The sequence below is a fragment of the Nocardia transvalensis NBRC 15921 genome, assembly GCF_000308875.1.
In the GTDB taxonomy this organism is placed as follows: domain Bacteria; phylum Actinomycetota; class Actinomycetes; order Mycobacteriales; family Mycobacteriaceae; genus Nocardia; species Nocardia transvalensis.
In genome coordinates this window covers 25053-48407 of the sequence record NZ_BAGL01000127.1, presented here as the reverse complement: position 1 = coordinate 48407, position 23355 = coordinate 25053, and the positions used below count along the sequence as shown (strand labels likewise).

At 69.7% G+C, this 23355-nt stretch carries 25 protein-coding genes; 9 read left to right on the top strand and 16 right to left on the bottom strand.

Annotated elements, in window-relative coordinates; all coding sequences use genetic code 11:
• Positions 1–15: 15 nt before the first annotated feature.
• The 3 genes from mftC to mftA are packed head-to-tail and all read right to left on the bottom strand — an operon-like array spanning position 16 to position 1603.
• A complete protein-coding gene (mftC, locus tag ON41_RS36040; RefSeq protein ID WP_040753323.1) occupies positions 16–1194 on the bottom strand; it encodes a mycofactocin radical SAM maturase in 1179 nt (392 codons plus the stop codon).
• Positions 1195–1212: 18 nt separating this feature from the next.
• Positions 1213–1503: a mycofactocin biosynthesis chaperone MftB gene (mftB, locus tag ON41_RS36035; RefSeq protein ID WP_040753321.1), complete on the bottom strand. Its 291-nt coding sequence runs from the start codon at positions 1501–1503 to the stop codon at positions 1213–1215.
• Positions 1493–1603, bottom strand: a complete 111-nt coding sequence (gene mftA / locus ON41_RS39850; RefSeq protein ID WP_063710010.1) for a mycofactocin precursor MftA — start codon at positions 1601–1603, stop codon at positions 1493–1495. The genes mftB and mftA overlap by 11 nt, the downstream gene beginning before the upstream one ends.
• Before the next feature lie 75 nt (positions 1604–1678).
• Here mftA and mftR point away from each other — a divergent pair, with 75 nt between their 5' ends.
• The 3 genes from mftR to ON41_RS36020 all read left to right on the top strand — a co-directional run bounded on the left by mftR (position 1679) and on the right by ON41_RS36020 (position 5837).
• Entirely contained in the window at positions 1679–2296 is a 618-nt protein-coding gene (gene mftR / locus ON41_RS36030) for a mycofactocin system transcriptional regulator MftR (RefSeq protein WP_040753320.1), read from the top strand.
• Positions 2297–2457: 161 nt separating this feature from the next.
• On the top strand, positions 2458–4461 hold the full coding sequence (locus tag ON41_RS36025; RefSeq protein WP_040753753.1) for an ArnT family glycosyltransferase: 2004 nt from the start codon (positions 2458–2460) through the stop codon (positions 4459–4461).
• A gap of 71 nt (positions 4462–4532) precedes the next feature.
• The gene (locus ON41_RS36020; protein ID WP_051163283.1) at positions 4533–5837 is read left to right on the top strand and encodes a bifunctional glycosyltransferase family 2/GtrA family protein; all 1305 of its coding nucleotides are present in this window, start codon (positions 4533–4535) and stop codon (positions 5835–5837) included.
• A gap of 11 nt (positions 5838–5848) precedes the next feature.
• On the opposite strand, the gene ON41_RS36015 is transcribed toward ON41_RS36020, so the two are convergent.
• Positions 5849–6577, bottom strand: a complete 729-nt coding sequence (locus ON41_RS36015; protein WP_157185751.1) for a phosphatase PAP2 family protein — start codon at positions 6575–6577, stop codon at positions 5849–5851.
• Between the two features lie 70 nt (positions 6578–6647).
• Between ON41_RS36015 and ON41_RS36010 the strand changes: the two genes are divergently transcribed.
• On the top strand, positions 6648–8051 hold the full coding sequence (locus tag ON41_RS36010; RefSeq protein ID WP_051163371.1) for a sensor histidine kinase: 1404 nt from the start codon (positions 6648–6650) through the stop codon (positions 8049–8051).
• On the opposite strand, the gene ON41_RS36005 is transcribed toward ON41_RS36010, so the two are convergent.
• Positions 8030–8704 (bottom strand): response regulator transcription factor, encoded by a 675-nt coding sequence (locus ON41_RS36005; RefSeq protein WP_040753315.1) that lies wholly within the window; start codon positions 8702–8704, stop codon positions 8030–8032. The genes ON41_RS36010 and ON41_RS36005 overlap by 22 nt on opposite strands.
• A 174-nt stretch (positions 8705–8878) precedes the next feature.
• On the opposite strand from ON41_RS36005, the gene ON41_RS36000 reads away from it, so the two are divergent.
• Positions 8879–9694, top strand: a complete 816-nt coding sequence (locus ON41_RS36000) for a COG4705 family protein (protein ID WP_051163279.1) — start codon at positions 8879–8881, stop codon at positions 9692–9694.
• 10 nt (positions 9695–9704) lie between these two features.
• Here the strand turns inward: ON41_RS36000 and ON41_RS35995 are convergent, their stop codons facing one another.
• Positions 9705–11273: an MFS transporter gene (locus ON41_RS35995; RefSeq protein WP_051163277.1), complete on the bottom strand. Its 1569-nt coding sequence runs from the start codon at positions 11271–11273 to the stop codon at positions 9705–9707.
• Positions 11274–11366: 93 nt separating this feature from the next.
• Here ON41_RS35995 and ON41_RS35990 point away from each other — a divergent pair, with 93 nt between their 5' ends.
• Complete coding sequence (locus ON41_RS35990) at positions 11367–12023, top strand: TetR/AcrR family transcriptional regulator (protein WP_051163275.1); 657 nt, start codon at positions 11367–11369, stop codon at positions 12021–12023.
• Here ON41_RS35990 and fabI read toward each other — a convergent pair.
• Genes fabI through ON41_RS35940 form a run of 10 tightly spaced genes read right to left on the bottom strand, consistent with a single transcriptional unit; the run spans position 11993 to position 21507 of the window.
• A complete protein-coding gene (fabI, locus tag ON41_RS35985) occupies positions 11993–12775 on the bottom strand; it encodes an enoyl-ACP reductase FabI (protein WP_040753314.1) in 783 nt (260 codons plus the stop codon). The two genes, ON41_RS35990 and fabI, sit on opposite strands and share 31 nt — an antisense overlap.
• On the bottom strand, positions 12772–13701 hold the full coding sequence (locus ON41_RS35980; RefSeq protein ID WP_040753311.1) for an aromatase/cyclase: 930 nt from the start codon (positions 13699–13701) through the stop codon (positions 12772–12774). The genes fabI and ON41_RS35980 overlap by 4 nt, the downstream gene beginning before the upstream one ends.
• A gap of 12 nt (positions 13702–13713) precedes the next feature.
• Positions 13714–14499 carry an SDR family NAD(P)-dependent oxidoreductase gene (locus ON41_RS35975; protein ID WP_040753309.1) on the bottom strand — a complete coding sequence of 262 codons (786 nt, stop codon included), beginning with the start codon at positions 14497–14499 and terminating at the stop codon, positions 13714–13716.
• Positions 14500–14510: 11 nt separating this feature from the next.
• Positions 14511–15491, bottom strand: coding sequence for a 3-oxoacyl-ACP synthase III family protein (locus tag ON41_RS35970; protein ID WP_246829669.1), 981 nt, complete (start codon positions 15489–15491; stop codon positions 14511–14513).
• Positions 15488–15739, bottom strand: a complete 252-nt coding sequence (locus ON41_RS35965) for an acyl carrier protein (RefSeq protein ID WP_040753729.1) — start codon at positions 15737–15739, stop codon at positions 15488–15490. Before ON41_RS35965 ends, ON41_RS35970 begins: the two co-directional genes overlap by 4 nt.
• 30 nt (positions 15740–15769) lie before the next feature.
• Positions 15770–17029 carry a ketosynthase chain-length factor gene (locus ON41_RS35960; protein WP_040753306.1) on the bottom strand — a complete coding sequence of 420 codons (1260 nt, stop codon included), beginning with the start codon at positions 17027–17029 and terminating at the stop codon, positions 15770–15772.
• Complete coding sequence (locus tag ON41_RS35955; RefSeq protein ID WP_040753305.1) at positions 17026–18300, bottom strand: beta-ketoacyl-[acyl-carrier-protein] synthase family protein; 1275 nt, start codon at positions 18298–18300, stop codon at positions 17026–17028. Before ON41_RS35955 ends, ON41_RS35960 begins: the two co-directional genes overlap by 4 nt.
• 2 nt (positions 18301–18302) lie before the next feature.
• A complete protein-coding gene (locus ON41_RS35950) occupies positions 18303–19676 on the bottom strand; it encodes an FAD-dependent oxidoreductase (protein WP_051163271.1) in 1374 nt (457 codons plus the stop codon).
• Positions 19673–19993 carry a TcmI family type II polyketide cyclase gene (locus tag ON41_RS35945; RefSeq protein ID WP_040753303.1) on the bottom strand — a complete coding sequence of 107 codons (321 nt, stop codon included), beginning with the start codon at positions 19991–19993 and terminating at the stop codon, positions 19673–19675. The genes ON41_RS35950 and ON41_RS35945 overlap by 4 nt, the downstream gene beginning before the upstream one ends.
• 17 nt (positions 19994–20010) lie before the next feature.
• Positions 20011–21507 (bottom strand): FAD-dependent monooxygenase, encoded by a 1497-nt coding sequence (locus ON41_RS35940; protein WP_063710009.1) that lies wholly within the window; start codon positions 21505–21507, stop codon positions 20011–20013.
• A 263-nt stretch (positions 21508–21770) separates the two neighbouring features.
• On the opposite strand from ON41_RS35940, the gene fabG reads away from it, so the two are divergent.
• The 3 genes from fabG to ON41_RS35925 are packed head-to-tail and all read left to right on the top strand — an operon-like array spanning position 21771 to position 23348.
• The gene (gene fabG, locus ON41_RS35935; RefSeq protein ID WP_040753299.1) at positions 21771–22487 is read left to right on the top strand and encodes a 3-oxoacyl-ACP reductase FabG; all 717 of its coding nucleotides are present in this window, start codon (positions 21771–21773) and stop codon (positions 22485–22487) included.
• Between the two features lies 1 nt (position 22488).
• Positions 22489–22935: an FAS1-like dehydratase domain-containing protein gene (locus ON41_RS35930; RefSeq protein ID WP_040753298.1), complete on the top strand. Its 447-nt coding sequence runs from the start codon at positions 22489–22491 to the stop codon at positions 22933–22935.
• Positions 22932–23348, top strand: coding sequence for a MaoC/PaaZ C-terminal domain-containing protein (locus tag ON41_RS35925; protein ID WP_040753296.1), 417 nt, complete (start codon positions 22932–22934; stop codon positions 23346–23348). Before ON41_RS35930 ends, ON41_RS35925 begins: the two co-directional genes overlap by 4 nt.
• Positions 23349–23355 lie beyond the last annotated feature (7 nt).

Below are 23355 nucleotides of genomic sequence, written 5' to 3'. Positions count from 1 at the left end.
TTGTCTGATAACGGCTTACCGGAGCCCGGCCAGCGGGCTGGTGTCGCAGGCCCGGTCGGGGGTCGCGACGGGACGGGTCGAGGGCATGCCGAGGGTGACCGACCGCCGGGCGCCCGTGCGGGAGTGGTCCTTGTCGGGCTCGGGCCGTGCGCCGACCGTCGCGAGCGCGGATTCCGCGTTGCCGCGCACACATTCGGGGTCCGGGCCGTCGAGCGGGAGGCCGGTGAAGAATTTCGCGGCCATGCAGCCGCCGCGGCAGGAGTCGTAGGCCGAACACGACGCGCAGCTGCCGCCGGTCTGCGGGGCGCGCAGCCGGGTGAACAGTTCCGAGGTCCGCCAGACGCTCTCGAAACCGCCTGTGTCGCGGACATTTCCGGCGAGGAACTCGTCGTGGATGGCGAACGGGCAGGCGTAGACGTCGCCGACCGGGTCGATCAGGCAGACCACGCGGCCCGCGCCGCACAGGTTCAGCCCCGGCAGCGGATCGGAGCCCAGCGCGTTGAGGTGGAAGAAGGAGTCACCGGTGAGCACGCCCTCGCCGTTCGCGACCAGCCAGTCGTACAGCTGCAACTGCTGGTCGGCGGTGGGGTGCAGCTCGTTCCAGACGTCGGCGCCGCGTCCGGACGGGCGCAGGCGGGTGATGCGTAGCTGCGCGCCGAAACGGTCGGCGATGGCCTTGAATTCGTCCAGCTGGCCCACGTTGTGGCGGGTCATGACGACCGAGATCTTGAAGTTCTCGAATCCGGCGGCGGCGAGATTCTCCATCGCGCGATAGGCCGTGGCGAACGATCCGGGCCCGCGGACCGCGTCGTTGACCTCCGCGGTCGCGCCGTCGATGGAGATCTGCACGTCGATGTAGTCGGACCCGGCCAGCTTCCGCGCCCGCTCGGGGGTGAGGCGAACGCCGTTGGTGGAGAACTTGACTCCGACCCGATGGTCTACGGCGTAGTCCACCAGCTCCCAGAAGTCCGAGCGGACGGTGGGCTCACCGCCGCCGATGTTGACGTAGAAGACCTGCATCCGCTGGAACTCGTCGATGACGGCCTTGCATTCGGCCGTGGTCAGCTCGCGCGGGTCGCGGCGGCCCGACGACGACAGGCAGTGTTCGCAGGCCAGGTTGCAGGCGTAGGTCAGCTCCCACGTCAGGCAGATCGGTGAGTCGAGGCCGTATTCGAAGTGTTCCACCAGTTTCATGGGTCGTCCTGTTCGCGGTCAGCGGGCGGTACGGGAGCGGAGGATGCCCGATTCGCACAGTCCGGCGAGGGCACGCAGATAGCGGTCGCGGTCGGCGGCCGGGACCTCGGCCGCGTCGAGGGTGCTCAGCACGTCGGGGTGCCGGTCGAGTTCGCGCACCACCGTGACCAGCAGTGGTGTTTTCAGAAAGGAGAGTCGCCGGGTCTCGAAGTCGTAGACCAGCGCTCCGAAGGGTTCGGGCCGCAGCGACACCGACCCCGCCAGACGGTAGGGCAGGGCCGGGTCGAATGCCGCCGGGTCAGTAGACACCGCACATGCCGTCGATCGAGACGTCCTCGACGAGCAGGTCTTCCTCGACGAGGGCGTCGCTGTCGCCGACTACTGTTCGGTGGGCGGTCGTGTCGCTCATGGCTCCTCCTGTGGAGTCGTATCGGATGAGTGTGACCGCCAGCATAATGACACCGGGTGACAAATTGGAAGGGTGATGGCGGAAAAAAGATCTCCCGACGGCGGTTCGCCCGCCAACCGGCCTGGTCGGCGGCCTTCGACGAACGCCGCCGAGCTGGAGCGGGCGGCCTTCGACCTGTTCGCGCGCGACGGGTTCGAGGCGACCACGGTGGAGGGCATCGCGGCGGAGGTGGGGATCAGCAAGCGCACCTTCTTCCGCTACTTCGAGTCCAAGAACGACGTCGTGTGGGGCGATTTCGGCGGCCAGCTCGAGGTGATGCGGGCGCATTTCGCCCGGTGCCCGGACGGTCAGCCGATCATGGACGCGGTCCGCGCCGTGGTGGTGGAGTTCAACCGCTTCGACCCCGCGCAGGTGCCGTGGCACCGCAAGCGGATGGAGCTGATCCTCAAAGTTCCTGCCCTCCAGGCGCATTCGACGCTGCGCTTCCGCGACTGGCGCGCCGTCGTCGCGGATTTCGCCGCGGCGCGGCTCGGGACGTCCGCCTCGGAACTGATCCCGCAGTCGATCGCGAACGTCGCCCTCGGGGTCGCCCTCGCGGCCTACGAGTATTGGCTCGCACACCCGGAGGAGGAACTCGCCGACATCATGAACCGGGCATTCGAGGATCTGGCGTCGGGATTCGGCATGCCGTGATCGGTGGCGGGCCGGGCTATCGCTGACCGGACTCACACCATTCTCCCAGCCTGGTTGTAGGAAAACGGCGGGAAGATCGTCGAGGATCGGACGCTGTGACCGATGCAGTGACGCAACAGGGTGACGCCGACACCCGCCGGACAGGGACCCACGAATACACGATGCTCGCGCTACTGCTGGTCGGTACCGCTGTCGCGTATCTGTGGAATCTGAGTGTGAACGGCTGGGCCAATTCGTTCTACGCGGCCGCGGTGCAGTCGGGCGCGAAGTCGTGGAAGGCGTTCTTCTTCGGTTCCTCGGACTGGGCGAACGCGATCACGGTGGACAAGACCCCGGCGTCGCTGTGGCCGATGGAGATCTCGGCGCGGCTGTTCGGGATGAATTCGTGGAGCATGCTGGTCCCACAGGTGCTGCTGGGGGTGGCGTCGGTGGCGCTGGTGTGGGTGACGGTGCGGCGCGTGGCCGGGCCCGGGGCCGGGTTGATCGGCGGGCTGGCGCTGGCCGTGACGCCGGTGGCGGCGCTGATGTTCCGGTTCGACAATCCGGACGCGCTGCTGGTGTTCCTGATGCTGGCCGCGGTCTGGGCCATGACCCGCGCGGTGGCCGACGGGCGCTGGCGGTGGCTGGTGCTGTGCGGGGCGCTGGTCGGGCTCGGGTTCCTGGCGAAGCAGTTGCAGGTGCTGCTGGTCGTCCCGGCGCTGGCGCTCACCTATCTGATCGCCGGGCCGCCGAAGCTCGGTAAGCGGCTGGTGCAACTCGTGGCCGCGGGTGTGGCGCTGGTGGCGGGCGCGGGCTGGTGGGTGCTGATCGCGCAGTTGTGGCCCGCCGATTCGCGGCCGTATTTCGGTGGCTCCCAGCACAATTCGATCATCGAGCTGACGCTCGGGTACAACGGCCTGGATCGGGTGAGCGGGGGCTCGTCGGGTAGTTTCCCGGGTCCGCCGCCCGGTAGTGGCGGTGGTGGGCACAGGATGCCGGGCTTCGGGTCCGACGCGGGGATCGGGCGGTTGTTCACCGCCTCGGTGGGCGGGCAGATCGGGTGGCTGATCCCGGCCGCGCTGGTGCTGTTCGTCGTCGGGATCGTGCTGCGCGGCAGGGCTTCTCGGGTGGATCCGCAGCGTGCGGCGCTGATCCTGTGGGGTGGCTGGGCGCTGATCACCGGGCTGGTGTTCAGCTTCATGAAGGGCCTGTTCCACCAGTACTACACGGTGGCGCTGGCGCCGGCGGTGGCGGGAACGCTCGGTGTCGGTGTGGTGCTGGCCTGGCGGGAACGCGACCGGCTCTGGGTGCGGTGCGCGCTCGCCTCGACGGCGGTGCTCACGGCGGTTGTCTCGGCGCTGTTGCTCTCGCGGACACCGGATTTCGTGCCGTGGCTGCGGTGGGTCGTTCTCGCCGTGGGCATTCTCGGAGCCATCGGTGTGCTGTTCCCGGCCCCGCGCCGCGTGCTCGCCGCCGCCGCGGTCGGTGCCGTCGCGGCGTCTGTCGCAGGCCCGGCCGCCTACTCGGTCCAGACCATCGGTACCGCGCACACGGGCGGCATCGTGCTGGCCGGTCCGTCGGTGCCCGGCAGTGGCCCGCCTTTCGGCCCGCCCGGTGGGGCGAATCCGGGCCAGGCGGGCCCGGGTGACAATCCCGGCGTTCCCGATGGCAATCCGGATGTTCCGAATGGCAACTCAGGATTCCCTGGTGGTCCGGGTAGCGCTCCCGGTGTTCCGAATGACGGATCAGGTGTTCCCGGTGTCCCGGGTGACGGGCAGGGCGGTCCTGGTGCCGTGGATCGGGCGGGGCGGCACGGGCCCGGTGGGGCCCCGCGGCGGCCGGGAGATTCGCTGGTGCGGTTGCTGCGGAGTGATGCGGAGCGATTCACCTGGGCCGCGGCGGCGGTCGGGTCTATGGGGTCCGCGGATCTTCAGTTGGCGGCCGGATATCCGGTGATGTCGATAGGCGGGTTCGGCGGCGGCGATCCGTCTCCGACGCTGGAGCAGTTCCAGCGCTATGTCGGCGAGGGGAAGATCCATTTCTTCCTCGGCGGCGACGGCGGCGGACCGGACCGGAACCAGAAGACCGAGGGAGCCAAGATCTCTCGATGGGTCCGGGAGAACTTCTCCGCCACCACGGTGGACGGCGAGACCGTCTACGACCTGACCGCACGGCACGGATCGTAGGGCCGGTACTCCCAGCCTCTTCCCAGCTCCGTTCCAGCGTGGATGCAGTTCGTGGGCCGAATCTCGTAGACATGACCGAGATTTCGACCGTTGTTCCCGCTAGGGCCCGCGGCGGTGCGGCGGTGTCCGCGCCCGTACTGGATGTGGTGATTCCCGTCTACAACGAGGAGCGCGACCTCGGGGTGTGCGTGCGGCGGCTGCACGCCTTCCTGAGCGCCGGCTTCCCGTTCTCGGCGCGGATCACCATCGCCGACAACGCCTCCACCGACGCGACGCTCGACGTAGCCCGTTTCCTCGCGGCCGAACTGGACGGGATTCAGGTGGTGCATCTGGATCGCAAGGGTCGGGGCCGGGCGCTGCGGGCGGTGTGGGAGGCGTCGGACGCGCAGGTCGTCGCCTATATGGATGTGGATCTGTCGACGGATCTCAACGCGGTGCTGCCGCTGGTCGCGCCGCTGGTGTCGGGGCATTCGGATCTGGCGATCGGGACCCGGCTGGCGAAGTCGTCGCGGGTCGTGCGCGGCCCGAAGCGGGAGTTCATCTCGCGCTGCTACAACCTGATCCTGAAGGCGTCGTTGCAGGCGCGGTTCTCCGATGCCCAGTGCGGGTTCAAGGCGATGCGCACCGATGTGGCGCGGCGGGTGCTGCCGCTGGTGCAGGACGGGGAGTGGTTCTTCGACACCGAGTTGCTGGTGATCGCGGAGCGGGCCGGGTTGCGTATTCACGAGGTGCCGGTCGACTGGATCGATGATCCGGACAGCCGGGTCGATATCGTCGACACCGCGCGCAAGGACCTGCTCGGGGTGTGGCGCGTCGGGCGCGGGCTGGCCACGGGCTCGCTGCCGATCAACGAGTTGCGTGTGGCGGTCGGGCGCGAACCGCTGGTGGACGGCGTTCCGCTGGGCATGGTCGGGCAGCTGGTGCGGTTCGGCATCATCGGCGTCATCTCGACCCTCGCCTATATGGTGCTGTTCCTGCTGCTGCAGCCGGTGGCCGGGCCGCAGGCGGCGAACTTCCTGGCGCTGCTGCTGACCGCGATCGGCAATACCGCCGCCAACCGGGCCTTCACCTTCGGGGTGCGCGGGTCGAGTTCGGTTGTCTCGCACCACTTCCAGGGTCTGCTCATCTTCGGGCTCACCTGGGTGCTGACCAGTGGTTCGCTGTTCTCGCTGCACCGGTGGGCGCCGGACGCCCCGATCCAGGTCGAGTTGCTCGTGCTGGTGGCGGCGAACCTCGTGGCCACCCTCGTGCGATTCGTCGGCCTGCGCTGGGTGTTCCGCGGGGCGACCCCGGCCGCGGCGGTGCGAAACGAATTGGCCGCCAAGGCCGTGGGTGTAGTTCCGAGCGAATCCGGCAGTACCGCGGGCGTCCGCTGAGGAGAGGCTCCTCACCGAGTTCGGTCCGCTCGCGAAGGAGTAGCCGGCGACCGGGCCAGGCAGATCGCGAGCCACAGACCACCCAGCGACCAGCCGCCGAGGACGTCGGTGGGCCAGTGCACGCCGAGGTAGAGACGGGAAACTCCTACTGCGGCAACGAAGAACGCGGCGATCGTGTACACCGTCCGGCGGGCCGCGGGGGAGCGGAGGTGCACGGCCACCACCACGACGATTCCGACGACGACCAGGCAGCCGAGGCTGTGGCCGGAGGGGTAGGCCTGATTGGTTTCGGTAACGAGACGGTCGGCCACCGGCGGCCGGTTCCGGCCGACCAGCTGCTTGATCACCGTCACCACGACCGCGGCGCCGGCGGACGCCGCCACGACCGCCAGCATCGACCGCCATCTCCGCTGTCCCGCGAGGGCCGCACAGGCGACGGCGGCCAGCGCGGCCATCGCCGCGGTGCCGCCGAAATCCGAGAAGGCCAGGGCGAACTCGGTCAGAGTCCCGTTGCGGTGCGCGATCACCCACTCCAGCACCGGCCGGTCGACGACGGTCACGCCCGTGTGGCCGAGCACGCTGAGGGTGATCACTACCGCGCAGACGGCGAGCGCCGCCATCGTCGCCGCCCGGACCGGCGCCCGCCGGGTCGCAGCGACCAGGAGTGCGGCGGCGGTCACCATCGGAGTCGTCCGGACGGTCGGCACGGTCCGGCTCGTTGCTGTGGAATCGCTGGTCACCGTGCCACAGTGGCAGGACGCCGCTGAGAAGACGCTGAGACCGGCACCGGCCGATCGCTCGCGGTGGCCGATGATGGACGCACAGCGGGGCGAACCGAAGGGAGCCGGCGTGGTGACACTGCTGTGGACACCGTCGCGGTGGGGCCTGCGCGTACGATCCGCGCTGGCCGCGGCCGGGGTCGTCGCCCTGGTGCTTGGCTTCGGCGCCGCGGTCATGCTGTGGCTGCTGCACCGGTCGCTGACGAACACCATCGACGCGGCCGCGGACGCCCGGCTCGACGACCTGGTGACCCAACTGCGCACCACGGCGCCGGCCGATCTGAACCCGGCGCTGCTGGCTCCCGGCGGATATGTCGAAGCCGTCCAGATCGCCGACGCCGGGGGCGCGGTGGTGCGCGCGTCGGCCGACGCGCCCGCCGGCGTACCCCTCGACCCGGGCACGGTGACGGGCCGCCCGATCGGTCACGATCTGCGGGTGTCCGCGCGCCCCGCCGACAGCCCGGCCGGGCGGGTCACGGTGGTGGTCGTGACGGATATCGAGCCGGTCGAGGACACGCTCGAGAAGGTGGCGGCAGGGCTGGCCGTGGGCGGTCCGGTGGTGATCGTCGCCGCCGCGGCGGCGACCTACGGTTTGGTCGGCCGCTCGCTGAGGTCGGTGGAGGCGATCCGGGCCCGGGTCGCCGGGATCGAGGCCACGCGGTTGTCCGACCGGGTGCCGGTGCCCCCGGCGCGCGACGAGATCGCCCGGCTCGCGGTCACCATGAACGACATGCTCGACCGCGTCGAGGCGGGCCATATCGCGCAGCGCCGCTTCCTGTCCGACGCCTCCCACGAACTGCGCAGCCCGCTGTCCACACTGCTGGGCGGCCTGGAACTGGCCCGCGACCACCCCGGCGCCTTCGACCGCGACCTGGTCGCCACCACACTGGTCCCCGAGGCCGAGCGCATGCGATACCTCATCGACGATCTGCTGACCCTGGCCGCCGCCGACGAACACGGACTGACCGTGCGCCGCACCGACGTCGACCTCGACGACGTCGCCGCGACCGCGGTATCGGCACTGCGCGGGCGGGACACCGTGACCGTGACCGCCGACCTTCAGCCGGTCCGCATCCTCGGTGACCTGCCTTCGCTCACGCGGGTCGCCCGCAATCTCGCCGACAACGCCGCCACCCACGCGCGCTCGACGGTCGCGGTGACGACCACCCGCGCGGCCGGCCGAGCGCTGCTGATCGTCGACGACGACGGCCCCGGAATCCCTGCCGCGCACCGCGATCGGGTCTTCGAGCGGTTCGTGCGCCTGCAGGACGACCGCTCCCGCGGCACCGGCGGCACGGGACTCGGGCTGGCGATCGTCGCGGAAATCGTTGCCGCCCACCACGGTACGGTCACCATCGAGGATTCCCCGCACGGCGGCGCGCGGGTCACCGTCGCCCTGCCGCTGCCGGACGGTCAGTCCTCCGGCAGCTGGTAGCCCACGCCGCGATGGGTCTTGATGGTCGAACAGCCGAACGGGGTGTCGATCTTCTTCCGCAGGTATCCGACGTACACCTCGACGACGTTCTCCGGACCGTCGTAGTGCGCGTCCCAGACATTGCGCAGGATCTCGGTTTTCGTGACGACGGCGCCGCGGCGGCGCATCAGGAATTCCAGCAGCCCGAATTCCCGTGGCGTCAGTTCGATGTCGGCCTCGCCGCGCCGCACGGACCGGCCGACGGGGTCGAGGGCCAGGTCACCGACGGTCAGCACGGTCCGCTGCTGCGGCGCCCGCCGGCGGAGCAGCGCCCGCAGCCGGGCGAACAGGACGACGAACGAGAACGGTTTCGTCAGATAGTCGTCCGCGCCCAGATCGAGGGCGTCCGCCTCCTCGTGATCGCCGTCCTTCGCCGTCAGCATCAGCACCGGAGTCCGCACGTCCCGGGCCCGGATCCGCCGCAGCACCTCGTAGCCGCTGAGGCCCGGCAGCATGATGTCGAGCACGATCACGTCGAAGGACTCCTCGACCGCCAGCCACAATCCGTCCGGGCCGGTCGCGGCCAACTGCACCACGAAACCCTCGGATACGAGCCCGCGCCGGACGGTCTCCGCCAGCCGCGGCTCGTCCTCGACCACCAGTACCCGCGGCACCGGACGCCTCCTCCCTCGCCGGCCGGCGTCACGGACGGACACCGGATACCGCCGAATCCTCCCAGAGCCGCGCTCCCGCGGCCATGACCTGGCACGCGGCCGGTCTCAGCGTGCTCTCAGCGAGCGTCGGCCACACTCCTGGCGGATCCGCTCCCGAGAAAGGCGACCGTGCGCATGACGACGACAGCGCGTCCCCCCGGCTACAAGGACTACAAGCTGCCGCAGGTCACCGCCCTGTTCTGGGTGTTGAAGATCGGCGCGACCACGCTCGGCGAGGCCGGCGGCGACCTGCTCGCCCAGACCTTGCGTCTCGGTTATGCGGCGGCGTCCGTGCTGTTCCTGACCGTATTCGTGGTGAGCCTGGGCGCGCAGCTGCGGGCGCGCGCGTTCCGCCCGGCCCTCTATTGGACTGTCATCGCCGCGACCAGCACCGCCGGCACCACGATCTCCGATCTGCTCAACCGCGGGCCGGGCTCGGACACCTCCACCGAGGGCGGCCTCGGCTACGGGATCGGCGCCGCCATCCTGATCACCGGTCTGGCCGCGGTCTTCGTGATCTGGAGGTTCAGCGGCCAGACCCTCGATGTCGCCGGTATCACGAATCTCCGTGCGGAGACGCTGTATTGGACGGCGATCCTGCTGTCGAACACGCTGGGAACCTCGCTGGGCGACTACCTGTCCGACAGTTCCGGGCTCGGGTACTGGGGGAGCGCGGCGCTGATCGCCGCCGTGATGGCCGTCGTGCTGGCGGCCCACTACCTCACGAGCATCTCCGGGGTGCTGCTGTTCTGGATCGCCTTCGTCCTGACCCGGCCGCTGGGCGCCACGGTCGGCGATCTGCTGTCCAAACCCCACGACAAGGGCGGGCTGGGGTTCGGCACCTGGGGGACGTCCGCGGTCCTGCTCGGCATTCTCGTCACAGGAATCACCTACGGCTACAGGAGAACTCGGATGCCGGGCAAGACCGCGACGGATCAGGTGACGCGGTAGGCGAGGGAGGTCACGACGTTTGATAGTGGCTCACCTCCGGCTCCTCCTCCACCTCCTCGACGAAGTCCCGGCTGCGGATGAGGGCGAACGAGGCCACCGCCACGACGAGCGCCGTGCCCGAGGCGAGGAGCAGGATCGAATCCAGGGCCGAGGCGAAGCCGTGCGCCGCCGCGCCGGCGGCGACTCCGCGCGACTGCGGCGGCAGCTGCTGGAGGGCGCCGGCGGTCTGCCCGCTGCTCACCGCCGCGGCGAAGCGTTCGGCCTGGCCCGCGAGCGGTCCCGAGGCCAGCGCGTCGATCACGTTGTCCTGCACCCGGCTCGCCAGGATGCTGCCCAGCGCCGCCACGCCCGTCGCGATGCCGACCTGCCGCAGCGTGGAATTGATGCCCGACGCCATGCCCGCGCGCCGCGGTTCGACGACGCCGACCGCGGTCGAGGCGAGCGGGACGTTGATGAGTCCGGTGCCGATGCCCGCGACGAGGAAGCCGGGGAGGAAATGCGTCCAGGTTCCGGCCGGGTCGCTGCCGCGCATGAGGAACAGCCCCGCCGCGACCAGCACGAAGCCCGGGCCGATCAGCCATCGCACCGGCACGCGGTCGCTGAGCCGCCCGGCGATCCCCGCGGTCACGAAGATCGCCAGCGTGAAGGGCAGGAAGCGCACGCCGACCTCGAGCGCGGAGTAGCCCATGATGCCCTGTAGGTAGATCACCAGGAAGGTGAGCATCGAGAAGATCGACGCGGAGATGCCCCACGCGGCGACGAGTCCGCCGTCGAAGGTGGGCACGCGCAGCAGGCTCAGGTCGAACATCGGTGCGGGCGAGACGTTTTCGACGACCAGGAAGGCGATCAGCAGGACCGCCGCGGCGACCAGCGACCCGATCACGGTGGCCGAACTCCAGCCGTCGTCGTGGCTGCGGATGAGCCCGAATACCAGGCAGGCCAGCGCGGCGCTGAAGGTGACGCAGCCGGCCCAGTCGATCCGGTGCTGCTGCGGGTCGCGCGATTCGTCGACCCGCAACAGCGTCGCGGCCAGCGCGATGACGCCGATCGGCAGGTTGACGAAGAAGATCCACCGCCACGACAGTCCACTGGTCAGGGCGCCGCCCAGCACCGGGCCGACCGCGACCGACACGCCCGTGATCGCACCGAATACGCCGAAGGCGATACCGCGTTCGCGGGGCGCGAAGGCCTGCGCGAGCAGCGCCAGCGAGGTCGCGAACATGATGGCCCCGCCGACGCCCTGCAACGCTCGCGCCAGCGACAGCATCAGGATGTCGCCGGCGAAACCACACCACAGCGACGAGAGGATGAAGATCACCAGCCCGGTCGCGAACACCGCGCGGCGGCCCACCCGGTCCGCGACCGTTCCCGCGGTCAGCAGCAGGGCCGCCAGGGTCAGCGCGTAGGCGTCGATCACCCATTGCAGATCGGACAGCGTCGCGTCGAACTGCTGCCGGATGTCCGGAAGCGCGACGTTCACGATCGTGATGTCGAGTAACAGCATGAAGACGCCGGTGCAGACCGCGCCTAGCGTCCACCACTTGCGTGTCGAGCCGGTCTCGTCGGTGTGCACAGCCATGACTAACTCCTATTCCTGAGCGCGTGCTCAGAATAGGCGATACTGAGTCGACACTCAAAAAATGTTCTCGCGCCGGGAGATACGATCGACACGATGTCCAACCCACCCGCGCCCCGCCGGGGCCGCCCACCGTCGGGCGGACGCGAGCAGATCCTCGCGGCGACGTTCGGATTGATCCAGGAAAAAGGCGTGGCCAAGATGACCACCAAGGGGATCGCCGAACGCGCCGGCGTGTCCGAGGGCAGCATCTTCTACCACTTCAAGGACCGCGCCGGCCTGCTCAAGGCCGTATTCTCCGACGCGCTGGCCCCGCTGGCGGAGTTCCGGCGCGAGGGCGCGGGCGCGGGTGATCTGCGTGCGACGCTCGAGATGCTGCTGTCCGCCGTCGAGCGGTTTCTGGATCAGGCGCTGGTCGTGCTCTTCGCCGCGCAGGCGGACAAGGAACTCGGCGACGAACTCCAGGAGTACATCGCCGAGCACGACCTCGGACCGCACCACGGCGTGCGCGTCATCGGGGACTTCCTGCGCCTGTTGCAGGCGCGCGGCGACATCCGGTCCGACTTCGATGTCGAACCCGCCGCCTTCATGTTGATCGGCACCTGCGTGCTGCGCGTCGGTCAAGCCCCCGTGATGGGGCACAGCCGCGGCGCGCCCGACCGCGCCGCCGTCCTGGACACCTTCGTCCGGTTCGTCTCGCAGCGTCCGGAGGGGGCGCGGTCTCAGGACCGCGCGACGCCTCCGGTCACGTGAAATCCGCCGTCGACGTGCACGATCTCGCCGCTGGTGCTCGGAAACCAGTCCGACAGCAGTGCGACGCACGCGCGGGCGGCGGGGTCCGTATCGCCGACGTCCCAGCCGAGCGGAGCCCCGCCGTCCCACGCGCTGTCGAATTCGGTGAAGGTGGGAATGCTCGTCGCCGCCTTGGTGCGCAGCGGTCCCGCGGCCACCAGGTTGACCCGGATACCGCGCGGTCCCAGATCGCGGCACAGGTAGCGGGAGGTCGATTCGAGCGCCGCCTTCGCCACGCCCATCCAGTCGTATCCCGGCCACGCGATCGAGGCGTCGAAATCCAGCCCGACCACGGCGGCGGGTGACCGCAGGACCGGCAGGCAGGCCGTCACGAGCGCCTTCAGCGAGTAGGCGGAGACGTGCAGGGTCGTCGCCGCGTCCGCCCAGGGCGTGTCGAGGAATCCGCCGCCGAGGGCGCTCGGCGGTGCGAACGCCACCGCGTGCAGGACGCCGTCCAGGTGCGGGCAGTGCTCGCGAACCCGGTCGGGCACGGCGGCGAGATCGGCCTCGTTCGTCACATCCAGCTCGATCACCGGGGCGGGGTGGGGGAGCGACTCCGCGACGATGCGGGTGATGCGCGTGGCGCGGCCGTAGGAGGACAGCAGCACCGTCGCCCCCTCCTTCTGCGCGTGCTTCGCGACGCCGTAGGCGATGGACGACTCCGTGAGCACCCCGGTGACGAGGAGGTTCTTCCCCGCGAGCAGACCCGTCATCGGCCGGCCCCGATCACCGCGCGGGCCCGCTGGAGCGTCGCCCGGCTGTTCCCGCCGATCGACTGGCGCACGAGTCCGGCGGCCTGCTCGACGGTGGCCTCGGGACCGAGCATCGGAAGGATGGACTCCTCCCTGAGCACGACCGTATGGCGCGCGACCGCGGTGCCGTCCGCGCGCACGTCCCAGGAGCCGACGTGCGCGGTCAGGAACGGCGGCAGCGTGGTCTGCTTGTAGACGATCCTGTTGGGCGGCAACAGGACTCGGACCGAGGACGTGGTGTGGACATCATTGTCCGCGGAATCGCCCGCGCTGTCGACGGTGTCCATGTCCATCGTCTGTACCCCCGCGTCCTCGGTCAGCTCGACGCGGCCCACGTGCGGGATGAGCGCCGGCCATTTCCCGGCCTCGGCCAGGAACTCGTAGATCCGGTCCGGCCCGGCGTCGATGCGGACCGTGTCCTCGAATCCCACGACGAGATGGCTGCGTTCGGCGGCGAGCCGCAGCGATTCGAGTTCGGCGAGGGAGTTCTCGTTGACGACGTCCTCGATCTTGCCGAGGATGTCGGCGCTGTCGCCCTCGGCCGAGAACCAGTGCTGGAAAACGACTTTCGAGGATGTCTCGTCGATCGGGCTGATCGCCCATTCGCCGCGCATCGAGGCGACCGGCGCGGCGGGCTCGGTCTGGCGGAAGCCGACCCGGCGCTCCCGCTCGTTCAGGGTGCGGTGCGACACCCAACTCCGGACCTGCCCGCCGGCGAATGCCCAGATCTTCAGGCGCTGTTCGGGTTCGTCGTCGGCGGAGATGATCTCGACGTGGACGGTCGGCGTGAAGATGGCCGGCCACAGTTCGGCGTTGGCGATCAGGTCGTAGACGGTGTCGGCCGAGGCCGGCGCCGTGACGACGTGTTCGGTACGGCGGATCTGCATCGAAGGCGCCTCTCAGTAGTTGCCCAGTCCGCCACAGACATTGATCGCCTGCGCGGTGATGGCGTCCGCGGTATCGGTGACGAGATAGCCGATCAGGCCCGCGACTTCCTGCGGTGTGGTGTACCGGCCGAGGGGGATCTTGGCCTGGAAGCGCTCCAGGACCTCGTCCTCGGTGATCTGCCAGCCGGCCGCGTAGTTCCGGCGCACCCGCGAGGCCATCGGCGTCTCGACATAGCCGGGGCAGACGGCGTTGACGGTGACGCCGGTCCCGGCCAGTTCCAGGCCGAGGGCCTTCGTGAAGCCGACGACGCCGTGTTTCGACGCGGAGTACGGTGCCGCGTAGATGACGCCCTGTTTGCCGCCGGTCGAGGCGATATTGATGATCCGGCCCCAGGGGCGTCCGGCGAGACCGCCCGCCTTCAGCACCTCCCGGGTGACGCGAAAGGTTCCGGTCAGGTTCGTCTCGACGACCGAATTCCACAGTTCGTCGGCGATATCCGCGGTGATGCCCCCGCCGCCCCGGCCGGCGTTGTTCACCAGAATGTCGATCTGCCCGAACCGCCGCACCGTCTCGGCGACGAGTGCTTCCACCTCCGGACCGGAGGTGATGTCGGCCGCCGTCCCGTCGACGTCCAACCCCTCCTCGGTCAGCGTCTCGATCGTCTCCTTGACCTCCTGGCTGCGGCGCGCGCAGAGGAATACGCGATGGCCGGTGCTGCCGAGCAGGCGGGCCGTGGCCAGCCCGATGCCGCTCGTGGCCCCGGTGACCAGCGCGACGCGAGTCGTGGCGACTGTCATGTGCTACTCCTTCACGGTATTTCGACGACCTGGCCGGCGTAGACGAGGCCGGAGCCGAAGCCCATCGTCAATGCGTTCATTCCGCTGGTGACCTCGCCCGCCGCGAGCAGCCGCTCGAGAGCGAGCGGAATGGACGCCGCGGACGTATTCCCGGTATTCGTAATGTCTTCGGCGACAACGGTGTCCTCGCCGAGTTCCAGTTGGCGGACCAGTTCCTCGGTGATCAGCCGGTTCGCCTGATGCGGGACGAACGCGTCGATATCGGCGAGTTTCATGCCGGCCCGCTCGACCGCCTCGCGGGCCACCCGCGCCAATTCCGAGATGGCCCAGCGGTATACCTGCCATCCCTTCATGCCGAGTCGCGGCCACGGCAGCGACGGATCGGTGCGCAGCGCGGGATCCCAGTACCCGGTCATGCCGACCGCGCCGGCCCGCGACCCGTCGGTACCCCAGACGACGGGACCGATCCGCGGGCTCTCGCACGCGCCGATCACGGCCGCCCCCGCGCCGTCGGCGAACAGGAACGCGGTCGCGGGGTCGTCCTCGTCGAGGATGTCCGTGATGCGCTCGGCGCCGATGACCAGCACGTGGTCGGCGGTGCCCGCCTTCACCATGTCCGAGGCCAGCGCGACCGCGTAGGGGAATCCGGCGCAGGCGGCCAGGATGTCGAAGCTGCCCGCGTTGTGCGCGCCCACGGTGAAGGCGACCTGCGAGGCCAGCGATGGCATCTGGGACAGGTGCGTCGTGGTCGCCACCACGACGCAGCCGATCTGCTCGGGCGTGACGTCGGCATGCTCCAGCGCGTTGATCGCCGCCTCCGACGCCATCATGAGCAGCGTTTCGTCCGGGCCGGCGTACCCGCGGCGTTCGATCCCGGACCGCTTGACGATCCACTCCTCACTGAGGCCGAGACGTTCCGCGATCTCGGAGCTGGGCACCAGCCGCTGCGGTCGGTAGACACCGATGCCGGTGATCCGGCTGTGCCGAGTCACGATGTGCTCTCCTCGAGCTGCTTCGTGACGTAGTCCAGCAGATCCCGCGGCGTCGAGAGCTCCTCCATCACGCTGTCCGGCACGGTGATCGCGTACTCCTTCTGGACGCGGGTCACCAGCTCGAGGACGGCGAGGGAATCGAAATCCAGGTCGCCGAACTCGGTATCGATGCTGTCCACGGCCAGATCGGGGTCGTGGGCCACGAGACGCATGGCTTCCTTGAGGCTGTCGGCGGTCAGTACGGTCATGTCGAACTCTCCTTTTTTCGGGGTGATCACTTACTTCGGTGCGGATACGACTACGGCGGAGTTGAATCCGCCCAATCCGCGTGCCAGGACGAGTGCGTTCCGGATCCGTTGTGGCCGTGGCTCGTCCAGCACCAGATCCAGATCGATGCCGGGGGCGGGACTGGTCACGTTCACGGTGGGCGGGATGACACCGTCCCGGATCGCGAGGAGCGCGGTGACGAGGTCGAGCGCTCCGCCGGCCGCGTACAGCCGGCCCGTCATCGTCTTGGGCGCGGTCACGGGGACCCCGCCCACGCCGAAGACGGCGGTGACGGCCGCGGCTTCCTCGAGGTCCGCGGTGCGCAGTCCCGAGGCGTCGGCGAAGACGACGTCCACGTCGGCGGGCGCGATCTCCGCATCCGCCAGCGCCAGTTCGATGGCGCGCCGCAATCGCGACACCCGCGACCCGCGCGGCGGGTCGTACGCCGTGACCTCCGCGCCGGGCTCGCCGGAGTCGTCACGGCGGTCGAAAGTGGCGGCGTAGCCGGTGATTTCGCCGTAGTGGCCGGCCTGCCCCCGGGCCCGTGCCGCGTCGGCGTCCTCCAGGACGAGGACCGCCCCGCCGTTGCCCGGCAGATACCCGCACGCGTCCCGGTCGAAGGGCAGGTAGGCCCGATCGGGATCGGAACGGGTGCTGAGCAGGCCGGTGCCGATCTGGAAGGCGAGACCGCCGGGGGACAGCGAGGCATCGCTGCCGCCGGTGACCATGATCGGGGTGCCGCGGCGCACCTGGCGTCGCGCGTGCCCGACCGCGTCCAGGCCGCCGGCCTGCTCGGCGGCGAGCACGATCGTCGGCCCCTTCATGCCGTGCCGGATCGACAGCTGACCGGCCGTCGCGGCGTAGAACCAGGCCACCGCCATATAGGCGGACACATGGCTCGGGCCCCGCGACCAGAGCTGCTGCAATTCGCGCTGCCCGAACATGATGCCGCCGGAGGAGTTGGCGACGGTGATGCCCATATCGAATTCCGGCAGTTCCGAAGGGGCCACGCCGGAATCCTCGAGCGCCATGACCGTCGCCGCCATCGCCAGCTGCGTCATGTGATCGGTTTGCGCGCGGAACTTTCCGGGGACGTACGCCGCGGCGTCGAGGTCGACCTCGCCCGCGAGGGTGACCGGATAGGGGCGGGCGTCGAACAGCTCGATGGGCCCGATCCCGTTGCGCCCGGCCAGGGTCGCCTGCCAATAGTCCTCTGTCCCTACGCCGTTCGGCGCGGCGACGCCGAGACCGGTCACGACGGTCGTCGTCATGGTGTCCTCCGCTCGGGCGCGGCCAGCAGCATGGCGGCCTGGAATCCGCCGAAGCCGCTGCCGACGGTGAGCACCGTGTCGGTGCGTTGTTCCCGCGCGACCAGCGGCACGTAGTCCAGATCGCAGGCGGGATCCTGTTCGGTGAGATTCGCTGTGGGCGGGACGATGTCGTTCTGGATGGCCAGCACGCAGGCCGCGATCTCGATCGCCCCGATGCCGCCGAGCGAATGGCCGACCATCGACTTGATCGAACTCATCGGCACGTCGTAGGCGGCCGCGCCCAGCGCCGATTTCACGGCGGCGGTCTCGTGCAGGTCGTTCTGCCGGGTGCCCGAGCCGTGCGCGTTGACGTAGTCGATATCGCCCGGGCCGACACTCGCCTGCGCCATCGCGGCGCGGATCGCCTCGGCGAGTTCCCGGCCGTCCGGGCGCAGCCCCGTCATATGAAAGGCGTTGGCGCGGTTGGCATAACCGACGACCTCGGCGAGGACGGTCGCGCCGCGGCGGCGCGCGTGCTCCAGCTCCTCGACCACCAGGATCGCCGAGCCCTCGCCGAGGACGATGCCGTCCCGGTCGCGGTGGAACGGACGGCAGCCGCCGGCGGGGTCGTCGTTTCGCGGAGTGGTCGCCTTCAGGGCATCGAAACACGCCATGGTGATCGGGGTGATCGGCGCGTCGGTGGAGCCGCTGACGATGACATCGGCGGTGCCGTCCTCGATCAGCTGGACCGCGTGGCCGACGGCGTCCAGGCCCGAGGTGCAGCCCGCCGACACGACGACGGCGGGTCCTTCGGCGCGGGCGGCCCAGGCCACCTCCGCCGCCAGGGAACTCGCGGCGATGTAGGAGTACGAGTACGGCACCGTGAACCGGTGGTCGACCAGCCAGTCGCGCCCGCCGTCGCTGATGGCTACGTACTCCTCCTCCATCCGGGTGGAGTTTCCGACCGCGCTGCCCAGGCTCACGCCGAGGCGCGACCGGTCGGGGAGATCGTCCAGCCCGCTGTCGGCCATGGCCTCCCGCGCCGCGACGATCGCGAACTGACCGGCACGATCCAGGCGGCGAATCTCCTTGGAGGAGAGACCCTCCCGGGCCGGGTCGAAGTCGACCTCGGCGGCGATGCGGCAGCGGAACACCGCCGGATCGAACAGCGTGATGGGTCGCGTGGAGGTGCTGCCGGAGGTGATCTTCTCCCAGAAGACCTTGGCGCCGACGCCTCCCGGCGCGACGACACCGACGCCGGTGATGACGGCTCGGCGAAATCTGTCGGACATGACTATCCCGCTTTCAGGAGAACCGGGCTGAGGAAGTTCCCGAACCATCGCGTGACGGCGCTGTCGGCGAGGTCGCTCGAGAGGTCGGGGCTCCAGGCGAGGTGCCCGTCGGGGCGGATGGCGAGGCCCACGTCGTCGGCGCTGTCGCCCACTGCCAGAATGGCTTCCCGGCCGAGCGCGGCCTCCTCGTAGTCCGCGAGGGGGCGGCCGAGGGCCTGGGCCAGGCCGGACGGGGAAACCCGGCGGCCGGTCCGGGTGCCCGTGTATTCGGTGTCGACGCCCGCGATCGACCGCGCGATGTCCTGCCGCAGGGCCGCGGACTCGGCCAGGCGGTCGCGCAGCACCCGGCCGGGCTCGGTGTCGGCGCCGAAGATCATCGCCTCCTGTTCCCGGACCTCCCGCTGCATCGTCGCGGTCGCTTCGGCCCGTTCGGCCTCGTAGGTGGCCGCCAGCTCGCCGGGGGCGGATCCGCCGTGGACGGCCGCGAGTTTCCACGCCAGGTTGTAGACGTCGTGCAGGCCCGCGTTGAGCGAATTCCCGCCGACCGGCGGCTGATCGTGGGCGGCGTCGCCGATCAGGTAGGCGTTGCCGACCTTCCAGTTCCCGACGGTCGAGGTGGCGTTCGAGAACGTGTCCAGCCAGACACAGTCGCCGCCGCTCACGTCTTCGCCGGTCGCGTCGAACCAATCCCGCGCGACCTGGTCGAAGGTCGGGACGGAGGTGGCGTCGTAGTCGGGGGAATAGAACATGAGGCGGGTGATGCGCGGGGAGATCGCGCCGGCCGTGGCCACCACGTCGCCGTGCCGTTCGAATCGGCGCCGGGCGACAGTGATTCCCTCGACGTCGCAGCGGACCATGAAGCGGTTGGCCGCGGTGTGGCGCGGCGAGAAGGCCAGGCCGTCGCGGACGGCGCTGCCGGCGCCGTCCGCGCCGACCAGGACCCTGCTCTCGTGGGTCACGCCGCTCGATGTCCGTGACTTCATCGCCGCCGCAACGGCTTCCGCGCCGGTGAAGGTCGTGCCCGTCTTCATCGTCGCGCCCGCGTCGACCGCCCAGTCGCGGAGCATGCGCACGAGCCGCGGTTGCGGGATCGACCAGAGACCCGCCCAGGGGCTGTCGATCTCGTCCAGCCGCACCGGAATGCCGCCGTAGTGCCCGACCATGGAATGCGGATGACCCTCGAGTCCGGGGACGCCCAGCGCGGACAGGATCTCCATCGAGCGAGAGTTCAGCGTGCTGGCGCGAGTCTGATCCGGGACCGTGCGGTCACGCTCCAGCACCAGGACGGACAGGCCCCGCCCGGCGAGGGCGCCGGCGAGCAGGCTGCCGACCGGCCCGGCCCCGACGATGACGACGTCCCACTGCCGAGCGGTCACCGCTGCCACCGGTAGAAGCACGACGCCATCGCGTCCTTCGGGCTGCTCCAGCTCGGGTCGTAGGGATCGAAGAACGGCCGCAGGTCGTCACTGATCCGGACGAACCGCGGGTCCTGCCGGGCCTTCTCCACCTGCTCCGGACCGTGATCCTCGGCGAAGTCCTGCGCGTGGATGTAGAGGTCGTGGTAGTTGAACAGCTGCCGCCGCAGGGTGCCCATCCGTTCGGGCATATCCGTCTTGTCGAACTCCCCGAAGAGTTCGGAGATGGCATTCAGGTCGTGGCGCTGGAACTTGGCGATGATCAGGGTGGTGAACATTCGGTGTCCTTCCTGGGTTACTGGTGCTGAACTGCGGGGCCGAACCAACGCTCGATCGCGTCGGTGAGCGGTTCGCCGGAGTGCGACGTCCACGCCACATATCCGTCCGGCCGGACGAGGAACTCCGTGTCGTCCGGTGTCGCGGTTGTGGTGAGTTCCACGCGGTCGCGCCACCGGCTCAGGAGTTCGGTGGTCGCGGGATCGCCGCCGGGGGTCACGAAGGCTCCGCGGCCGTGCCGCAAGAGTCCGAGGGGCGGCGTGTCCTGGTGCGGCAGGCGAAGATTCGCGGTGGGGAGGAGGCGGCCGACCGGTTCCGGCGAGCCGTGCGCGAAGTCGTAGCGCAGGGCCATTCCGGTCACCTCGTCGGCCAGGATCTCCGCCGCCTCGCGGGTCGCGGCGAGGCGGGTCAGCAGCTCGCGCAGCGGGTCCACGTCCTGGCTCCCGAGGAACAGCTGTCCCTGCGCGCGGGTGTCGTCGAGCAGCTCCCGCGCCGCCTGGCGGCGCTCGGCGTCGTAGGTGTCCAGCAGTCCGGCGGGCGCCCAACCCCGAACGGCCGCAGCGAGTTTCCAGCCCAGGTTCACAGCGTCCTGGATCGAGACGTTCATGCCCTGCCCGCCGGCGGGCAGATGGGTGTGGGCGGCGTCGCCGGCCAGGAGGAGGGAGCCGTTGCGGAATGAGGGGGCCATCCCGGAGGCGTCGTTGAAGTAGCTGGCCCATCGGATCTTTCCCGGCGGCAGATCGTCGCCGGTGACGTTCTTGTAGGCGCTCTTCAGGTGGCTCTCTTCGACCCGCACCCCGCGTTCGAGGGGTTCGGCGTGGAAGTCGCACACGATCAGCCGATCGACACGGTCGTCCAGCGGCCCGGACATGACCATGCCGCCGGAGGTCCGCTTGCCGAAGGGATTGTTCGGGAGGCCGGCGTGCTCGACATCCGCCAGGAGCATTTGCACACTCGGCGGGGTGAGGGAATAACCGAGAGAGGCGATCCCGCGCACGGTGCTGTGCGCGCCGTCGCATCCGATGACATAGTGCGAGCGGACGCGAATTGTGCCGTCCGGGCCGTCGGCGATCGTCTCCAGACCCTCGCCGGATTCTCGGATATCCGTGACGGTGTAACTCTGTGCGAGGGTTGCGCCCAGACGTGCCGCGCGAGCGCGCAGAACACCTTCGGTCCGGTATTGCGGAAATCGCATCACCGGCTTGTACGGCGACGCCACGTGTTCGGCGGATATCACAATTCCCGCGAAATGCACGGCGGGCAGGCGCTCCAGCTCGCCGAATTCGCGGAGCATATCGCGATGGGCGAAGATCTCCTGCGTGCTGGGGGTGAAGCCCAGGGCGCGCGATTCGGTCTCGGGCGTCACCGACGTGCCGATGACCAGGCAGTCCACCCCCCACAGCCGCAGCTCGCTCGCCAGCATGAGGCCGGTCGGCCCGATACCGACGATGACCACGGGCACTTCCTGGGCGGCGGGGACGCCTCCGTTTATTTCGACGCTTGGTTCGGCATTCATCGCTTCCTCGGGGACTGGGAGATGACACGGAATCCGGCGGCACGCGCCGTTCTGCGGATAGGACGAAGCTAGCGGCGGCGGTCGCTGTTCGACAAGGGCGCGGCGAGCGCATCAACAATTGCCGGTGACATCGTTCAACTGCCGATATTGCGCTATTGAACAGCGGCCGCGCGGTGCCCCGGGATTCGATTGCAATAGACCCTCGCCGGAGGTTTCATGTGGTGAATTCCCCCCGTTTCCTCTCGGACGTACGGAGACCTCTCATGACCAATGCCCCACGCACCGTGCTCGTCACGGGCGGTAATCGCGGGATCGGCTCGGCCGTGGCCCGCGCGTTCATCGACGCGGGCGACCGGGTCGTCGTCGCGAGCCGCGACGGCAGCGGCCCCGCGGACGGATACGCGGTGACGTGCGACGTCACCTCGACGGAATCGGTCGACGCCGCGTTCGACGACGCCGAGAAGCTGGTCGGCGGGCCGATCGAGGTGGTCGTCGCCAATGCGGGCGTCACCCGCGACGGCCTCCTGGCGCGGATGACCGACGACGATTTCCGGACGGTCGTCGATACCAATCTCGCCGGGGCGTTCCGCTGCGCACGCCGCGCGAGCACGGGTCTGCTCCAGCTCGGACGTGGCCGGCTGATCTTCGTCTCGAGCGTCATGGGGTCCTACGGATCGCCCGGACAGGCCAACTACGCCTCGTCCAAGGCCGGACTCGTCGGGCTGGCCCGCAGCATCACCCGCGAACTCGGCAAGCGGAACGTCACGGCCAATGTGGTCGCGCCCGGATTCATCGATACGGATATGACACGGGCCCTGCCCGAGAGCCGGCGGAAGGCGTACATCGCGGCCACTCCGGCCGGGCGCTTCGCTCAGCCGGACGAGATCGCCGGTGTGGTCCTGTTTCTCGCGAGCGACGCCGCGTCCTACATCAGCGGGGCCGTGATACCCGTCGACGGCGGACTGGGAATGGGGCACTGATATGAGCGTGAACACCGAGGCCGAGGGGCGGGTGTATCCGCCGGCCGAGCCGTATCTCGTCTCCCGCGCCAAGATCGCCGAATTCGCCGCCGCGGTCGGCGCGAGCGACGCGGTCCATACGGATGTCGGGGTCGCCCGCGCGCGGGGATACGCCGATGTGGTCGCGCCGCCGACGTTCGCGGTCGCCGTCGCCCAGCGCGGCTGGGCGATCGTGATGGCGGACGAGGACACCGGTATCGACTACAGCCGGCTGGTCCACGGCGCGGAGAAGCTGGTGCATCACCGCCCGCTCGTCGCGGGCGACGAGGTCGTCGCGCGCACCCGCCTCGCGCGGGCCGCCGCCGTGGGAAACCGGTCGATGGTCACCCTCGTCACCGAACTGACGGTCGGCCGGGAGGTCGTCGCCGAGACCGAGAGCGTCGTCGTCATCCGGGGGAGCGGAACATGAGCGAAGACATCCGGCCGGGCACGGTGCTGGGGGAGCGGCGCATCCATGTGGATCGCGCGACCCTCGTCCGATACAGCGGCGCGAGCGGCGATTTCAATCCGATCCACTGGGACGAGCGCACGGCGAAGGCCGTCGACCTCCCCGATGTCATCGCCCACGGCATGTGGACGATGGGCGCGGCGATCCAGCTGGTCGTCGACTGGTGCGGCGACGCGGGCCGGATCGAATCGTATGCGGCGAAGTTCACCGCGCCCGTTCCCGTACCGCACGACGGCGGGGCGGATATCGATATCGGCGCTGTCGTCAAATCTGTTGAGAGGGAACGGCTCAGCGTCGATCTGACCGCTACCTGTGACGGCGCCAAGGTGCTCACCCGGGCGGTCGCCACGGTCGCGATTGTGCACTCGGCGTGAGCCCGCC

What these genes read in the sequence shown, in the direction of transcription:
- mftC (WP_040753323.1), bottom strand. Translation starts at nt 1,194, where the DNA reads ATGAAACTGGTGGAACACTTCGAATACGGCCTCGACTCACCGATCTGC.
- mftA (WP_063710010.1), bottom strand. Translation starts at nt 1,603, where the DNA reads ATGAGCGACACGACCGCCCACCGAACAGTAGTCGGCGACAGCGACGCC.
- mftR (WP_040753320.1), top strand. Translation starts at nt 1,679, where the DNA reads ATGGCGGAAAAAAGATCTCCCGACGGCGGTTCGCCCGCCAACCGGCCT.
- ON41_RS36025 (WP_040753753.1), top strand. Translation starts at nt 2,458, where the DNA reads ATGCTCGCGCTACTGCTGGTCGGTACCGCTGTCGCGTATCTGTGGAAT.
- ON41_RS36020 (WP_051163283.1), top strand. Translation starts at nt 4,533, where the DNA reads ATGACCGAGATTTCGACCGTTGTTCCCGCTAGGGCCCGCGGCGGTGCG.
- ON41_RS36010 (WP_051163371.1), top strand. Translation starts at nt 6,648, where the DNA reads ATGATGGACGCACAGCGGGGCGAACCGAAGGGAGCCGGCGTGGTGACA.
- ON41_RS36000 (WP_051163279.1), top strand. Translation starts at nt 8,879, where the DNA reads ATGACGACGACAGCGCGTCCCCCCGGCTACAAGGACTACAAGCTGCCG.
- ON41_RS35995 (WP_051163277.1), bottom strand. Translation starts at nt 11,273, where the DNA reads ATGGCTGTGCACACCGACGAGACCGGCTCGACACGCAAGTGGTGGACG.
- ON41_RS35990 (WP_051163275.1), top strand. Translation starts at nt 11,367, where the DNA reads ATGTCCAACCCACCCGCGCCCCGCCGGGGCCGCCCACCGTCGGGCGGA.
- fabI (WP_040753314.1), bottom strand. Translation starts at nt 12,775, where the DNA reads ATGACGGGTCTGCTCGCGGGGAAGAACCTCCTCGTCACCGGGGTGCTC.
- ON41_RS35980 (WP_040753311.1), bottom strand. Translation starts at nt 13,701, where the DNA reads ATGCAGATCCGCCGTACCGAACACGTCGTCACGGCGCCGGCCTCGGCC.
- ON41_RS35975 (WP_040753309.1), bottom strand. Translation starts at nt 14,499, where the DNA reads ATGACAGTCGCCACGACTCGCGTCGCGCTGGTCACCGGGGCCACGAGC.
- ON41_RS35965 (WP_040753729.1), bottom strand. Translation starts at nt 15,739, where the DNA reads ATGACCGTACTGACCGCCGACAGCCTCAAGGAAGCCATGCGTCTCGTG.
- ON41_RS35960 (WP_040753306.1), bottom strand. Translation starts at nt 17,029, where the DNA reads ATGACGACGACCGTCGTGACCGGTCTCGGCGTCGCCGCGCCGAACGGC.
- ON41_RS35955 (WP_040753305.1), bottom strand. Translation starts at nt 18,300, where the DNA reads ATGTCCGACAGATTTCGCCGAGCCGTCATCACCGGCGTCGGTGTCGTC.
- ON41_RS35945 (WP_040753303.1), bottom strand. Translation starts at nt 19,993, where the DNA reads ATGTTCACCACCCTGATCATCGCCAAGTTCCAGCGCCACGACCTGAAT.
- ON41_RS35940 (WP_063710009.1), bottom strand. Translation starts at nt 21,507, where the DNA reads ATGAATGCCGAACCAAGCGTCGAAATAAACGGAGGCGTCCCCGCCGCC.
- fabG (WP_040753299.1), top strand. Translation starts at nt 21,771, where the DNA reads ATGACCAATGCCCCACGCACCGTGCTCGTCACGGGCGGTAATCGCGGG.
- ON41_RS35930 (WP_040753298.1), top strand. Translation starts at nt 22,489, where the DNA reads ATGAGCGTGAACACCGAGGCCGAGGGGCGGGTGTATCCGCCGGCCGAG.
- ON41_RS35925 (WP_040753296.1), top strand. Translation starts at nt 22,932, where the DNA reads ATGAGCGAAGACATCCGGCCGGGCACGGTGCTGGGGGAGCGGCGCATC.